16 protein-coding genes and 2 tRNA genes are annotated in these 14573 nt (G+C 67.1%); 2 read left to right on the top strand and 16 right to left on the bottom strand.

Annotated features, from left to right (window positions below):
- Window positions 1–48: 48 nt before the first annotated feature.
- From ABTZ43_RS07630 to ABTZ43_RS07570, 13 genes are all read right to left on the bottom strand, one after another.
- Complete coding sequence (locus ABTZ43_RS07630) at window positions 49–423, bottom strand: hypothetical protein (protein ID WP_350538383.1); 375 nt, start codon at window positions 421–423, stop codon at window positions 49–51.
- Window positions 420–1154, bottom strand: coding sequence for an Asp23/Gls24 family envelope stress response protein (locus tag ABTZ43_RS07625; RefSeq protein WP_350538382.1), 735 nt, complete (start codon window positions 1152–1154; stop codon window positions 420–422). The genes ABTZ43_RS07630 and ABTZ43_RS07625 overlap by 4 nt, the downstream gene beginning before the upstream one ends.
- Complete coding sequence (locus ABTZ43_RS07620) at window positions 1151–1651, bottom strand: RNA polymerase sigma factor (protein WP_502885347.1); 501 nt, start codon at window positions 1649–1651, stop codon at window positions 1151–1153. Before ABTZ43_RS07620 ends, ABTZ43_RS07625 begins: the two co-directional genes overlap by 4 nt.
- Before the next feature lie 192 nt (window positions 1652–1843).
- Window positions 1844–2296, bottom strand: a complete 453-nt coding sequence (locus ABTZ43_RS07615) for an Asp23/Gls24 family envelope stress response protein (protein WP_149423675.1) — start codon at window positions 2294–2296, stop codon at window positions 1844–1846.
- 181 nt (window positions 2297–2477) lie between these two features.
- Window positions 2478–2648: a hypothetical protein gene (locus ABTZ43_RS07610; RefSeq protein WP_350538381.1), complete on the bottom strand. Its 171-nt coding sequence runs from the start codon at window positions 2646–2648 to the stop codon at window positions 2478–2480.
- 157 nt (window positions 2649–2805) lie between these two features.
- Window positions 2806–2879: transfer RNA gene (locus tag ABTZ43_RS07605), tRNA-Met, on the bottom strand.
- A 34-nt stretch (window positions 2880–2913) separates the two neighbouring features.
- Window positions 2914–2985: transfer RNA gene (locus ABTZ43_RS07600), tRNA-Thr, on the bottom strand.
- 69 nt (window positions 2986–3054) lie between these two features.
- Window positions 3055–4281, bottom strand: coding sequence for a M23 family metallopeptidase (locus ABTZ43_RS07595; RefSeq protein WP_350538380.1), 1227 nt, complete (start codon window positions 4279–4281; stop codon window positions 3055–3057).
- A 151-nt stretch (window positions 4282–4432) separates the two neighbouring features.
- Window positions 4433–5227, bottom strand: coding sequence for an inositol monophosphatase family protein (locus ABTZ43_RS07590; protein WP_350538379.1), 795 nt, complete (start codon window positions 5225–5227; stop codon window positions 4433–4435).
- Window positions 5224–6210 carry a hypothetical protein gene (locus tag ABTZ43_RS07585; protein WP_056412323.1) on the bottom strand — a complete coding sequence of 329 codons (987 nt, stop codon included), beginning with the start codon at window positions 6208–6210 and terminating at the stop codon, window positions 5224–5226. Before ABTZ43_RS07585 ends, ABTZ43_RS07590 begins: the two co-directional genes overlap by 4 nt.
- Window positions 6211–6321: 111 nt before the next feature.
- Window positions 6322–7119, bottom strand: coding sequence for an enoyl-CoA hydratase/isomerase family protein (locus ABTZ43_RS07580; protein WP_350538378.1), 798 nt, complete (start codon window positions 7117–7119; stop codon window positions 6322–6324).
- Window positions 7120–7165: 46 nt separating this feature from the next.
- Window positions 7166–7657: an FBP domain-containing protein gene (locus tag ABTZ43_RS07575; RefSeq protein WP_056412328.1), complete on the bottom strand. Its 492-nt coding sequence runs from the start codon at window positions 7655–7657 to the stop codon at window positions 7166–7168.
- 42 nt (window positions 7658–7699) lie between these two features.
- Window positions 7700–8407 (bottom strand): FadR/GntR family transcriptional regulator, encoded by a 708-nt coding sequence (locus ABTZ43_RS07570; RefSeq protein ID WP_149423681.1) that lies wholly within the window; start codon window positions 8405–8407, stop codon window positions 7700–7702.
- 136 nt (window positions 8408–8543) lie between these two features.
- Here ABTZ43_RS07570 and ABTZ43_RS07565 point away from each other — a divergent pair, with 136 nt between their 5' ends.
- Both ABTZ43_RS07565 and ABTZ43_RS07560 read left to right on the top strand, forming a co-directional pair.
- On the top strand, window positions 8544–9953 hold the full coding sequence (locus ABTZ43_RS07565; RefSeq protein WP_149423682.1) for a GntP family permease: 1410 nt from the start codon (window positions 8544–8546) through the stop codon (window positions 9951–9953).
- A gap of 10 nt (window positions 9954–9963) precedes the next feature.
- On the top strand, window positions 9964–10479 hold the full coding sequence (locus ABTZ43_RS07560) for a gluconokinase (protein ID WP_502885346.1): 516 nt from the start codon (window positions 9964–9966) through the stop codon (window positions 10477–10479).
- A gap of 70 nt (window positions 10480–10549) precedes the next feature.
- On the opposite strand, the gene ABTZ43_RS07555 is transcribed toward ABTZ43_RS07560, so the two are convergent.
- The 3 genes from ABTZ43_RS07555 to ABTZ43_RS07545 all read right to left on the bottom strand — a co-directional run bounded on the left by ABTZ43_RS07555 (window position 10550) and on the right by ABTZ43_RS07545 (window position 13890).
- Window positions 10550–11023, bottom strand: coding sequence for a heme-binding protein (locus tag ABTZ43_RS07555; RefSeq protein ID WP_350538376.1), 474 nt, complete (start codon window positions 11021–11023; stop codon window positions 10550–10552).
- Window positions 11024–11052: 29 nt separating this feature from the next.
- A complete protein-coding gene (locus tag ABTZ43_RS07550; protein WP_350538374.1) occupies window positions 11053–11634 on the bottom strand; it encodes a hypothetical protein in 582 nt (193 codons plus the stop codon).
- Window positions 11635–12189: 555 nt separating this feature from the next.
- Entirely contained in the window at window positions 12190–13890 is a 1701-nt protein-coding gene (locus ABTZ43_RS07545; RefSeq protein WP_350538373.1) for a hypothetical protein, read from the bottom strand.
- Between the last annotated feature and the right edge of the window lie 683 nt (window positions 13891–14573).

The following is a 14573-nucleotide window of genomic DNA, read 5'->3' as shown; positions in this document are numbered from 1 at the left end:
GGGGTGACCAGAGCGCCGACCCCTGAGGGGTCGGCGCCTTCGTCGCATTCACACGAGCGCGACGGTCTCCGGAAGACGAGAGGACTCGCGCGGATGCACGTAGGCGACGGTGAGCACGATCGCCGTGACGGCGAGACCGTCGGCGGCGAGCAGATCGGCCACGGCCGCCCGGACCGCACGCAATGTCTCGATCGCGTTCGCCGTGTACTCGATCCCGAGGGAGGATTCGACGCGCACGCCGCCCTCGCCGCCCATCACTGCGACGAGAGGCTCGTTCGCTGCGGTCACACCCAGCGCCGCAGCGCCGGTGCCCACCAGGTTCGAGACGAGCGAGCCCGCCCGGTAGACGTTCCGCACGCCGGGAGTGCCCAGCACGGCCGCCTGAACCCGCTCGGCGAGCCCGTCATGCACCATCGTCGTCATGATCTGTCCTCCGTCGAACGACTCACCCTCTGGACGTCACGCACCGTGACGTCGATCGCGGTCACCGTGAGATCCGTGTGGGTCTGCACCCGCTCTGCCACCTCTTCGCGAAGCCGCTCGACCGCCAGCGGGATCGACTCGCCGTAGAACGCGTTGACCTCGATCGAGATCCGGATCCGCGCACCGGGAGTGGTGACGTCGCCCTCCAGCTCGGAATGACCGACGAGGATGCCGGGGACCGAGTTCTCCGCCGATCTGATCAGGCCACGGACCGCGCCCTCGGTGATCCCGAAGTCGGACGCAGGGTCGGGATCGGCGAACGGGATACGGCGTCCGGCACGCGCGTCGAGCGCGATGCCGCTGAGGATCCGGTCCACCCAGCTGTCGTCGACCTCGGGCATCGCCGCGGTGTCGGCAGCGATGAGCTCGCCGCCGAGTCCGCGGAGCTGCTCGAGAGCGTCGAGAGCCAGCTGGCACCCCGGGGATCCTTCGATGGAGGGGTCAGTGGGCTCGCGCCCGGCCTCGAGGTAGTCCGTCAGCTCTTCGAGGGTGTGCCCGTCGAGATCGCTCGGATCCAAGCCGAGTTCGCGCACCTCGACGTCAGGAGCGCCCTGGACCTCGGGAACCTCGGGAGCGTCCTGGACCACGGGAGCGTCCTGGACCTCGGGAACCTCCTGGGCCTCGGGAGTGTCGTGGACCTCGGGAGTGTCGTGTTCGTGTTCGTCGGTCATCGCCATGCCTCCATTCGCACGATCATGGATTTACGAGCTCGAGCGAGGAGGCCACGTGCCGTCGACACCGAGATGTCGAGCTCGGTCGCGATCTCGTCGTAGGAGTAGCCGCCCATCTCGCGCAGCACCCAGCATTCGCGCTGCGCGGCCGGAAGCTCCTGCAGAGCCGCTCCCAACGCCGCGACCCCGGCTCGCGCCTCGGCGACGCGGTCGGGCGAGGTCTGCGCGGGAGCGGACTGCTCGACATCATCGACGTCGACCGTGGGACGCAGCGCGCGGATGCGGTCGACGGCCTTGCGGCTCACGATGCGCATCAGCCAGCTCTTGACCTTGGACGGATCGTCGAGTTCCGAGAAACGCTGCCAGGCGGTCACGAACGCCTCCTGCACGATGTCGTCGACATCTGCCGAGGCGTTCAGCATTCGTTGTGTGTATGCGCGCATCATCGGGGTGTACCTGCGCACGAGCACTGCGAACGCGGCGACGTCGCCGTCCATCGCCCGGCTGGCGACGAGCCGGTCGTCCGCTTCTTCCAGCGCAGATCGAAATCGTTCCCCGACCATCTGGTGACCCCCTCGTGTGACCCCTGTGAGAGATTCGGAGCGGACCCGCGATCGGATGGGACCCCCGTCCCCCCGATCGCGCGGTCTCCGCGTCCGAACCCTCTCATCCGTCCGCTGCCCTGCGACTCAGAGCACACGCATGTCGGGCTCGGCGGGGACATCGTCCTCGTCGTCCGACGGGATGTGCACGTCGTTGATCGTCACGTTGATCTCGACGGCCTGCTTGCCGACGTAGTCGGACATCGCACGGGCGACCGCGGCCCGGACGTCGTCGGCGACGGTGTGCAGCGCTGCGGGGTACTCGGCGACGATGGTGATGTCCACGGCGACCTGGGTCTCGCCCACCTCGACGCGGACTCCCTGCGTGAGGTCGGTGGAGTTGAGAGCGTCGCGGATGGCGCCGACCGCACGTGCCGCTCCGCCGCCGAGGGCGTACACACCGTTGACCTCTCGCGCCGCGATTCCGGCGATCTTCGCGACGACGTTGTTCTCGATGATGGTCTCGCCCGTGGACGCGGCCTCGTTCGTCGTGGTGCCGGCCTGTGCCTTGGCCTGGGTTCCGTTCGTGACGTTCGCCATGATGCGCTCCTTCGTAGTCAGTGTTCCCGCCGGAGGGGCGGTTCGCAGTTCAGCGACACTACTAGGACGGATCCCGGGGACGATTCGTCACAAAGAAGTGCGGATCGTCTCTCCGGCGGCTCGAGAACACGGGCTGCCGGCGGGAGGAGCCCGCACCTCGAGGGGAACGGGCTCCCGGCGCTCAGGGGAGGTCGGAGACGTCGACCTCGTCGTCGTCTCCGACCGCGCGCTGCTCCTCGCCGGGGGTCACGGAGTCCGGCTCCGGATCACGGTCGGTGGTCACGAAGTCGGCGTCGACTCCGATCGCGTCGATCCCTGCGTCGTCGTCGGGTGCTGCCTGCGGGTCTGACATGATCGCTCCGATCTGCTGCTGCGGAATGGGAGTGCCAGTCTCTCCGCGACGGCGGCGCCGCGGCATCCCCCTTGACAGGGGCGATCTGAGGATGGCGCGACGGCGGTTCTTCCCCGGATACGCGAAAACCCCCGGCGAACCGGGGGTTTGTCTGATGTAGCAGGAGCGGGGCTTGAACCCGCGACCTCACGATTATGAGTCGTGCGCTCTGACCAGCTGAGCTACCCTGCCGCACCGCATCCGCATCGCAGATACGAACACCGTGAGCCCCGAGTCAGGATTGAACTGACGACCCCTTCCTTACCATGGAAGTGCTCTGCCACTGAGCTATCGGGGCGTGCTGCCCCTCGCGGGGCAACCACACGAGAATACCATCACAGTGGCGTCCTCATGAAATCGAGGTGGGTCAGTACGAGTACCGGCCCGCATTCTCGCGCAACCACGGCAGCGGGTCGATGGTGCTGCCGTTGATGATGATCTCGAAATGCAGGTGCGCACCGTACGAACGACCGGTGTTTCCGGTGTGGCCGACGATGTCGCCGACCTTCACGGTCTGGCCGGCCTTGACCTGGAGCGAGCCGTACTGCATGTGCGAGTAGTGGCTCGTGACGATCTGTCCGTCGATCACGTGGTCGATGTAGACGGTCACACCGTAGGCGCCGCCCTGCTCGGTGGCGATACGGACGACACCGTCGGCCACCGCCTGGATGGGGGCGCCCTCTCCGGGGACGAAGTCGATGCCCTCGTGCAGACGACCCCAGCGCATTCCGTAGCCCGAGCTCATGCCCACGCCCACCTTGAACGGCCACTGGATGGCTGCCTCGGGGTCGTTGGTGAAGACCTCGTTGGAGTAGTTGATGCCCTCTTCAGACGCCACCTGGATCAGCGACACCGTCGAGAAGCTGTCGGAGCGCGTGAGCGACTCGTTCTGCACGTCGGACGAGGTGACGAACGCCTGGATCTCGTCATCGGCGGCGCCGGCCTTCTGCGCCCCGGAGGCGGCCACGAGGGAGGTCGCTGCCAGGGTCGGGGATCCCTGCACCGCGGCGACGGCCTCGGCCGGGAGGGTCATGCCGACGGCGAGGAGTCCGGCGAGGCTCATCACGCCGACGGTGGCGCCGACGGCCAGGAACTTGCGTGCCTGCGGGCGACGGCGCGCGACGTGCACGGTGGGCTCGGCCTCATCGTCGTTACGGTCCGCTGCCGCGGCGGGCATCGGGATGCTGCCGGAGGCCACAGAGCGGAACGCGCGGGCCGCGCTTTCGAAGGCGTCTTCTTCCTCCGACGACGACGACAGCGACGGCGACGGGTCGCTCTCGTCGGATCCGTCGGCGTCACTCGCCTCGGCCTCGGCGGCCGGGACCGGCGCTTCCGGGGCGTCGACCGCGTGCTCGAGGACATCGTCGGTGTCGGGGATCTCGACGATCTCAGCCGACTCGGCCGCCGCTGTCGCTGCAGCGACGGCGGCCGCCGCGACGATGACCTCGGCGGTGTTCAGGCGTTCGCGGGCAGCGCGACGCGACGAAGGGTTCTGAGGAGCGACGGGAGCAGCCTCGGATGCGACATCCGGTACTCCGGCCGCGGGGGCCTCGACGGCCGTGGTGCGGGTGCGGCTGGAGCGCCGTGTGGGCACAGAGGCAGCCTGGGAATTCTCGAAGGGCAAAGCAGATTCTCTCGGTCAGACGTCAAGCTCGGGGGCGCTTTGGACAGTCATCGATTCGGGCCGATGAAAGTAACGATCGGATAAACCCTAGCCTGGTCCACCTGAGAATGCCATGAATCGTTCACTTTTCGTCCTCGAGGAGTTCCCGGATGCGGTCGTGCACTGCGATTCCGCCGGCGACGAGCATCGGTCGAGGCGACCCGCCGCCGTCGATCGAGACGTGCCCTCCGGCCTCGGCGACGAGGAGCGCCCCGGCCGCATGATCCCAGGGTTTGAGGCCCCGCTCGAAGTATCCGTCCAAGCGGCCGGCGGCCACGAACGCGAGATCGAGCGACGCCGCGCCGGCGCGACGCAGGTCCCTGGCCATGGTCATGACGCGTCGCACCGTGGCGAGGTCGCCGTCATGCGTCGTGGGGTCGTAGCCGAATCCGGTGGCGAGCAGCGCGCCGGCCGGCGTCTCGGTCGTGACCGCGAGCCGCTGCTCGCCCAGCCACGCTCCGCTGCCACGCGCGGCCGTGAACATCTCACCGGATGCCGGCGCATGGATCGCGGCGGCGAGCGCCTCCCACTCCCCCACGACGGCCGCGCCGCGGACCGCGGCGATACTCACCGCGTAGGAGGGGATGCCGTAGGCGTAGTTGACCGTGCCGTCGATCGGGTCGACGACCCAGGTGATGCCGCTGCTGCCCTCGTCGGCATCGGACTCCTCACCGAGGAATCCGTCGTCGGGGCGGGCTGTCTGCAGCCGTGCACGGATGAGCGCCTCGACCTCACGGTCGGCGTCGGTCACGATGTCGGCGAGCGTCGACTTGGTGGCTGCCAGGTGCACGCCTTCTGCCCGCCGCCGACGAGCGAGGTCGCCGGCTTCACGGGCGACGTCCGCCGCCAGAGCGACGAGCTCCGTCTCGATGCTCACTGCGGGGGACGCGGCGGGGCCGGCGGGTAGGCCGAGGGGGCATCGGGGGCCGGCGGGTAGGCCGAGGGGGCCTGCGGGACCGGCGGGGCCGCGGGCCCCTGGGCGTACGGGTCCGGGGCGGTCGGGAAGGGCACGGTCGGGAACGCCTGCGGCGCGGGCGGCGCAGGCAACGACTGCTGCGGCTGTGCGTGCTGCGGGGAGGCGACAGACGGGTGACCGGTGTAGTAGGCGTTCCAGTCCGGAGAACCGTCGGGAAGGGCAGGCAGCGGGGTGCGCCCGTCGGCGTAGGTCGGCCACGCGGGAGCACCGCCCTGCGCGTGGACGATCGCAGCGCTCGCGGGCCGACGCGGTGCGAACAGGGCATTCAGGAGCGGGATGAGCGTGGTGCCCACGGCGGCGAGGATCGTCAGTGCGACGACGATGCGCCAGTACAGCTCGCCGTAGTCGAACGTGTGCGGGAAGGTGAGGAAGAAGATCAGCAGACCCACCAGGCCGCCGAGGAACACGATCGTCGCGATGTAGATGATGCGCGTGAACGTCGTCACGTGGCGCTGCGCCGCAGGGGTGAAAAGCCGCACGTGCAGCAGAGCGAGCTGCAGGATACCGATCACGAGCAGGAGCTGGAAGAACCGCTCGGCACCGGTGAAGTACTGATCGTCTTCGGGCAGCCAGATCTTGACGGCGCCGACGAGCAGCGCGACGATCCAGGTCACCATGCTCGACAGCGCGAGCCAGTCCGGGCGGTTCGGGGCGAGTCCGGCTTCGAGGATCGCGATGCCGGCGAACGCCGCGAGCAGGAGGATCGTGAGGAACGCACGTCCGATCAGACCGTCCTGGTCCCCGATCAGCACCCACACGACGCACACGAGCGCTGCGGCGATCAGTGCACCGATGGCGATCCAGATCGCTCCACGGATGAGGAGGGACATGTTCTTCTTCTCGACCAGCGCCGGGGGCTGCTGGGCGATCTCCGGTTGCGACATCGCGTTCCTCTCGTAGAGCGGGGGTGCGTTCATCCTTGCACGCGTCGGCGCTGTACCGGAGTCGGCGACGCGATCCGTGCACGCAGTCCCGGAGCGGGCCGACGGTGCAGGTCAGGTGTCTCTGCGCGCGGAGGCGGCGGCGAAGGCCGTGATCCGGGCCTGCGCGTCGGCGGTGCCCATCGAGGCACCGATGGACCGCGCCTCCTCGCTCAGCTGCTCGACGAACGAGCGCTCGGGCTGCGAACGCACCAGACGCTTCGCCTGGCCGTAGGCGCCGGCGGCGCCCGCAAGCCAGAATCGTGCGACCTCCTCGGCGCGCGCACGCACCTTCGCCGCCTCCTGCGCTGCATCGTCGCCCTCGACGAGCTCGGCGACCAGCCCCCACTCCACCGCCTCCTCCGCCGTCAGCAGGCGGTCCTGGAGCACGAGCTGCAGAGCACGCCGCTGCCCCACCGCCCTGGCCAGCTGGGCCGAGACGGAGAGGTCGGGGGTGAGGCCGATGTTCGCATACAGGCTGCCGAGGCGCGATCGCGCACCCACGACCGCGTAGTCGCTGCTGAGTAGGATGCCGAGGCCACCACCCGCCGTGGTGCCGTGTGCAGCAGCGACGACCGGCACAGCGGACTCGGTGAGGGCGCGGATGCCGGTGTTGATGACCTCGGCGAGGGCCGTGATCTCGGCCCCGGACCCCATGCTCGTCGCCATCTCGATGACATCGCCGCCCGCGCAGAAGGCGGGACCGGTCGCGTCGATGAGGATCGCCTTGACGTCGCTCCGTGTGGTGGCCTCCGTGGTGGCGTCGCGCCACGCGTGGGCCAGGTCGGAGTTGAAGGCGTTCAAGCGTGACGGACGGTTCAGGGTGAGCCGAGCCATCCCTTCGTCGACCGAGAACAGGATGGCATCGTTCATGGCTTCTCCTTCGAGCGCAGGACGTATGCCCCCAGGGTAATCGTGATCAGCGCTGCTCCCGCACGCGCTCGGCGAAGGCCTCCATGCGTCGTCGCGTTCCGTCCAGGCGGAAGTCCACCTGTCCTGCCGCTCGGATCTCATTGGGCGCCAGCGGATGCGCGAGCCGCACGTTCTCGTGGCAGGAGAGGTCGGCGCAGATGTAGGTGCCGATCGAGTCGCCGCGCGCTCCCGCCTCGCCTGCTCGGCGCGCCGAGAACAGCGACACCTGATTGCCGGGCTGCATCGTGTGGCAGATGTCGCACATGCCGGAGCGGGCCCTGGCGGGGTCGGACACACGCAGGACGATGCCGGAGACCACCCCGTCGTGCTGCGTCAGCAGGTACCCGCGGCGTCCGGCACTCGGATCGCGCCAGGCGAAGAAGTCGAGGTAGTCCCAGTCGATCAGAACGAAATCGAGAGGCATCTCCATGACCCGCAGCTCGTCGTCATCGGCGTTGACGAAGGCGGCACGGACGTCGGTCTCGGTGAGCGCTCGCATCCGTCCAGTCTAGGAACTCCGCGCGGCCGGGGCTCCGCGCCGCTATCCCGCGGCCTGCTGCATCGCGTCGTCGGCCTCGGAGACGATGTCGAGCATGGCCGCAGCGGCGGCATCCGCATCTCCGCTCGCCACGGCGAATGCGACGTCGCGATGCCACTGCACGGCGTTCCGGTTGGCCACGTGCGGCATCAGGTCGTGCGCGGTCCTCCCCCGCAGCACGGCCTCGACGGTTCCGCCGAGCGCTGCGAGCATGCTGTTCCCGGACGATTCGAGCAGGAGCCGGTGAAAGCGGACATCCGCCGACAGATAGCGCTCGTGGTCGGCGTCGTGATCCTCCTGGGCCATAGCCACGACGTGCGAGACCAGCTCGACCTTCTGCTCGGAGCTCGCCGTCTCCGCGGCGAGTCGGGCCGCGAGCGGTTCGATCACGGAACGCAGCTGGCTCAGCTCCCGGAGCTGCTCATCGCGGCCGGGACCCGCGAGGCGCCACGCGATGACCTCGGGGGCGTAGACGTTCCACTGAGCGCGGGGGCGCACCTCGACGCCGGACTTCCGCCGTACCCAGACCAGCCCGAAGGACTCGAGGACGCGGACGGCCTCCCGTGCCGCCGAGCGCGACACTCCTCGTTCCTGCGCCAGCTCCACCGTGAGCATGCGGGAGCCCGGCGGGTGTCGGCCATCGACGATGGCGCGACCGAGCTCCGAGACGAGTGCGTCATGCACGGGACTGGCGGGGCCGGGGGCGCTCATACCTCGAGTATGCACCGGACACCCCTTCACGTGCGTCGTGTGGATGCATTGTGGCTGATATGTTGCGCATTACGTGGTATGCGTGCTTATTATGTACGACATAAGGACGTAGACCACGCCCGGATCAAGGAAGCTCATGGCACTCATCACACCGGTGGCCCACGCGCTCGCGACGGCGGCCACCGACACCCCGACTCTGGATCGGCCCGCAGGGCAGCTGATCACGGCCGCCGTCATCGGCATCGCGATCATCATCGTCCTGATCACCTGGGTGAAGCTGCATCCGTTCCTCTCACTCACCATCGGCGCGCTCGCCACCGGCGCGATCGCCGGAATGGACATCGCCGCCTCGGTCACCAGTTTCTCGGCGGGCTTCGGCACGACGATGGGCGGCGTCGGCATCCTGATCGCGCTCGGAGCGATCTACGGAAAGCTGCTCGCCGACTCCGGCGGAGCGGACCGCATCGTCGATACGCTCGTCAGCCGTGCGAGCGCCCGCTCGCTCCCCTGGGTCATGGGCCTCATCGGCGCGGTGATCGGCCTGCCGATGTTCTTCGAGGTCGGCCTCGTGCTGCTCGTGCCGGTGATCATCCTGGTCGCCCGCCGCTCCGGCCAGTCGCTCATGCGCATCGCCATCCCGACGCTCGCGGGCCTCTCGGCCATGCACGGGCTCGTGCCCCCGCACCCCGGACCGCTAGCGGCCATCGACGCGCTCGGCGCCAACCTCGGCCTGACGCTCGCGTTCGGCGTGATCGTGGCGATCCCGGCCGTCATCATCTCCGGCCCGCTGTTCGCCCGCTTCGCCGCTCGCTGGGTCGACGTGCCCGTGCCCGAGCTCTTCGTCACCGAAGAGGACGAGGGCGAGACGCAGCGTCGCCGCCCGTCGTTCGGCGCGACTCTGTTCAGCATCCTGCTGCCCGTGTTCCTCATGCTCGCGAAGGCCGTCGCCGACATCTCGGCCGCGGGGTCCGACGCACCATGGAAGATCGCGCTCGACTTCCTCGGCACCCCCGTCATCGCCCTGCTGATCGCGGTGCTCGCCGGCTTCTTCATCCTCGGCCGTGGAGCCGGCTTCGACCGCGCGAAGATCAACGACATCGTCGGTTCGTCGCTGGGCCCGATCGCCGGCATCCTTCTCATCGTCGGCGCAGGTGGCGGGTTCAAGCAGGTGCTCGTCGACACGGGCATCGGCAACGTGATCGCCCAGTTCGTCTCGGGATCCTCGGTCTCGGTGCTCGTGCTCGCGTGGCTCGTCGCCGTGGTCATCCGCATCGCCACCGGCTCCGCGACCGTCGCCACCATCACGGCGGCCGGCATCCTGCAGCCGCTCACCGAGACGCTCGACTCCCCGATGGTCGCGCTGCTCGTGCTCGCGATCGGCTCGGGCTCGGTGTTCCTCTCCCACGTCAACGATGCGGGCTTCTGGCTGATCAAGGAGTACTTCGGCCTCAGCATCCCGCAGACGCTCAAATCGTGGACGGTGCTCGAGTGCCTCATCTCGGTCACCGGCCTCGCCGGCGTCCTCGTCCTGAGCATCTTCGTCTGAGCGCGCCATGATGACCGTCAACGCACCCGTCCTCGTCTTCATGGGCGTCGCCAGCACCGGCAAGTCCACGGTCGCCGCGATGCTCGCCGGCCGCCTCGGCTGGGCCTTCGAAGAGGGGGACGACCTGCACCCCGAGGCCAACGTCGCCAAGATGGCGGCCGGCCACGCGCTCAACGACGACGATCGGTGGCCGTGGCTCGATCGCATCGCCGAGTGGATCGACGAGCGCATCGCGGCCGGCGAGCCCGGCATCGTGACCTGCTCCGCTCTCAAGCGCAGCTATCGCGACATCCTCCGGCGCGACAACGTCACCTTCGTGCACTTCGCCGGCGACCGCGAGCTGATCCTCGAGCGGATGCTGCGCCGCCAGGGACATTTCATGCCCGCGACGCTTCTCGATTCGCAGTTCGCGACGCTGGAGGCGCTGGGCGACGACGAGAGATCGATCACGATCGACATCGCACTCACGCCGGCCGAGCAGGCGGCGCAGATCGCGTCGCGCCTGCGCCTGCATCCCGACTACTGACGCACTCGTCCCGCCTCAGGGATGAGACGAAAGCCCCGGACGCCCTCCCGCGTGCCGGGGCTTTCTGCGGTCAACCGATGAGCAGCCCGAGGCCCCGGATGCCGGCCACCACCAGATCGTGGTCATCGGCGGAAGGAAGACCCGACACCGTGGCGACAGCGACCACCCCCACTCCGTCGACGCGGAGGGGAACCGCGCCGCCCGCGACCGCGTAGGTCGCAGGATCCAGCCACCCGAGCTCGTACATGTCGCGTGCGCCGTTCTCGATGCGCGCCTCGAGCAGCGCCGTGCTGGCCTCGAACCGCAAGGCCGTCGCGGCCTTCTTCGTGGCCCAGACGTCGTTGTCGCCGGTCGCACCGGGCAGGGAGGCGTGGAAGAGGATGCCGGATGACGTGCGCACGTCGACGGCGACGGGCAGGCCGTCGGTCAGAGCTCTCTCCGCGATCGCGCGCCCGAGATACCACGCGTCCCGGCGATCGAACCGGCGCAGTACGAGGTCGCCGTGCTCCGCCTCCAGCTGCGCGAGCCTCGCGTGATCACTCATCGGCATGCCTCTCTTCTGGATGACTCGCTTCAGACTGTAGCCCGGCTGGTCGCGGCGTGCTCGACGATCTGATGCGTGCAGGGCGATGCAGCGGCATCCGTGTGGGCCGACGAGAGGTCAGCCCGTTGTCGTCTGCGCGACGCTCTGGAGCGCGTGCCGGAGTTCCTCAGGGCGGTCTGTGCGGATGATCCTCGCGAGCGCCCACCGGCCAGCGTCAGCCACACGGCCGGGCCGGAGGACCACAGCACGAATCGATCGGAGCCGACGAGACGCCATCCTCGACCACCGACCTGCGACGGGCTCACGTCGGCGACCTCGATCTTCTCGACGTCCGAAACGGGGATGTGCACGACGCGGAACAGGGAGAGATACGCATCGATGTGCGTTGCGCTCACCGAGACCCTGATCCGCCTGTCGAGGCCGATGAGTCCGGCCCCGAGGATCAGGATGATCCCGGCGACGAGGAGCCCGATGACCCACCCGCCGATCTCCTCTGCGTTACCAACCACGACCGGCGCCGAGATCGCGGTGATGACGGCCAGGAACACCAGCGTCGATACTCCTGCGACTGCCAGCCACCGCGGACCGATGAGGGTTTCACGAAACACCACGGGATACCTCCTCCGTCGAGTCTCCCTTGTGGCGATCGTCGTGCACCACATGTTCGCCCACCGCGGTCAGGGGCTCGTGAGTGAATACCCACTACACAGCCACGCACGCGACAAAGCGCCTCACCTGTCCAAAGACGAGTGAGGCGCTTTTCGTCGATCTGGTGCGGCTGAGCCGGTGGTGGAGTGTTCGTGATTCTCGTCCACCCGCGAAATTCCAACTGGTCTCAGATTCGATGGTTCGAGCAATCCTCCAGCTCCGTCGAGTTAGTCCTCTGGGCCCACTCCAGCCGGATGCTTCCGTTTGCTGACTCTTCGACCGCTTCGCTGGCGTCTACTCATCGCTGCGAGCACCGTCGACATACCGAGGTCGCAGCGATGGCCCGCATCCTTCGGATTGCTGACGTAGGTTCGGATCGGCTCACGTACTGGAGTCAGGGGTGCGGCCAATGAACGCTGGCGTCGTCGAGAGCAAGAGACTCAACGAGCGGTTCCGGCGTTCACTGGGGAAGCTGCGAAAGCATATAGCCCTCCCCCTACGCTGAGATTGAAGAGGTTCTACTCCGCTATGCGCGGGTGCTCCTTGAAACCAGAGAGGCCCCAGGCGACTGGTTCGATGGCGGTATTCATGTCGCGGCGTTCGCGCGAGTAAACGACGACTCCTCCAAGCGGATGGTTTGGTTGGAAAACGACATCCCGCGCCGTTCCAGGGTCAGCGTTGAAGGCGGCTAGATGCTCAGCGCCGCCCTCGGCATGGCTATCAAAGATGGCGATTGTCGTGTCTCCCAGAATGATGGTTTGACCGAGAACGTTCCACTCCCAGTCATCGACCTCAAGTCCGAAATTGATCCCAGAATCTGTGAGCATCTCGGGACGAATCGCCAACGGGCCAAAGAGCCGAGCGCCCACGTGCTGAGCACCCGGAAGGTAACTGACTTCGCCTTCCAGCACCCGGCGGAGGGCGCGGATCATGATGCGCTCGACGGCACCCGGCAGCCTCGCTGGAAATGAGAAGCGCACGCCGAGCTCGTCCTCGATGGCGGCGAGGTCCTCTGCCAACTCCAAAATTTGCGGCCTAGGCGCGGTGCCGTTCGAGGAGAACTCCATGTCCAGCGGCGGGATGTCTCGAATCTCGAGCGTCATCGATGTAGCCTTCGCGAGCGCGCTAAGGAATTTGTATGCGGCTCGCGCTTCGACGCCTGTGAGTCCTTCGAGGTTTGCCTGGAAGTCGACGTCTCCGCCGTGACTATCCTCCTTGACGAAGGAGAATTCAAACGTGACGCCGCGCACAACAGTCAAGGTAAGAAGGAATCCCTTCGACCCCGACGTTGCACGCGCTTCGAGAGCCGTCGGCTGCGCGAGAAGGCGACCATCCGGAGACTTCAGCTTCAATCGAACGGGGACTGTAAGTTCGCCCGCCGTCGCTGGGAGGTCTATGTGGTGAACATCGAGCACCCCAGCGAACCACTCCGGGCCGTGACGCTCGACACGAGTGATTACCTCCCGCGGAATACGAAGTGGCTCCATTAAGCCGTAGTCGATAGCTCGCTGATACTGCGCACCCAACTCTTCGGCACCTGTGAAATCAGTTTCGACAGTGATGTTCAGCGGCTCGCGGTCCCCCGCATCGGGCCGCTTCGCCACGATACGTTCGTACATGGCTCCGTTCAACCAGCCGATCTCACTGCCCCAGTATGGGCTACGAGCATCCGCTCTTTCTTTGATGCGCTCGAGAGCGCGAAACGAGTCGCCCGGCTTAGCAAGGATGGTCTCTTCTCGACCAACGACGGCCAGGGCCGAGACGGCGGCGTCCCTATTGATGTAATCCTCGATGACCGGAAATCTCATCAGCATCGCGTCGAGCTCAGTCTTGCCGATGCGGCGTACGTTCGGAACCAATGCGCCATTCCGCAGCTTTGTTACGAACTTCCTCTCACCAGGCGTGTAGTTCTCGGGGATGACGAGGTACCAGTTCACGGGCTCGTGCTCCAGCGCCGAGAGGTAGGACTTCGAAACCTGAGGACGGCGAGCCTTGCCATGCCCCCCGGAAAAACCGCCGGGGAAGTACTTTAACTGGTAGATGCTGATGAGCTGACCGGTCTTCTTCACTCGAACATCAATGTCGATCCCCCCGTCGCCCCCGCGTCCATCCACGGCCTCTGCAATGAGGCCTGGGTTGTCCGCCTCAACTGTCTTGATAATGAGGTGTTCAGCGGCTCGGTTGAACTTCTCCTCGCCGAGCGTATTCCATTGCAGCATGCTTCCTCCGCCTTCGACTGTATCGCTGGGGCAGCTTGGCGCACGCTCGTGCTCTGGCCAAGTCAACGAGCGAGGACGTTCATACGTGGTACAGGTCGCGCGGCGAAGCCATGGCAATCTTGAGAGCATGAGAGACAGCGGTGTTGACCCGTGGTCGCCATCTGGAACTCCCGGCGTAGTGGCCGGCGAGACGCGCGCGACAGCCTTGCGCACCTGGCTCGTCTGAGGATCAGCATGTAAGACGAGCCACGCCTGGACGGCACGCGAATGCGATCCAGCCTGTCCCTTGACACCGCACCGTGTGTGAGCTTGTCCAGTTCTCGGGACTGCTACGGACTCTGTTGGAGGAGCCGGTACCCGGTGGGCGGAGACGGTGAGCACGAACGGCATCGCGAGATGAAGTGGTTTCGCTGATCTCGAGTTTCACGGGCGGGGCCTCCCCGGTACTCGCGAGCGACTAGGACAAGAACGGTGACGACTGGGGCGTTCATTCAGAATCCTTCTATTAGGCGTTTGGTGCTCGGCCTCGATGCGCGTTGCATGACACCCGCCCCTACGTACCGCCAACCACAGATATCCCGGTACATTGGCCCATACGGAGTCGGCACGGCCGCCAAGTTGCCCGGATCCCAGACTGAAACGATGAAGGATTCGGCGCACCATCGGTACGGCGCGGGTCGGGA

The sequence above is a fragment of the Microbacterium sp. NPDC097977 genome (assembly GCF_040302605.1).
Taxonomy (GTDB): domain Bacteria; phylum Actinomycetota; class Actinomycetes; order Actinomycetales; family Microbacteriaceae; genus Microbacterium.
Note: the sequence above shows the minus strand (reverse complement) of the source record. Positions and strands in the feature narration are given on the sequence as shown.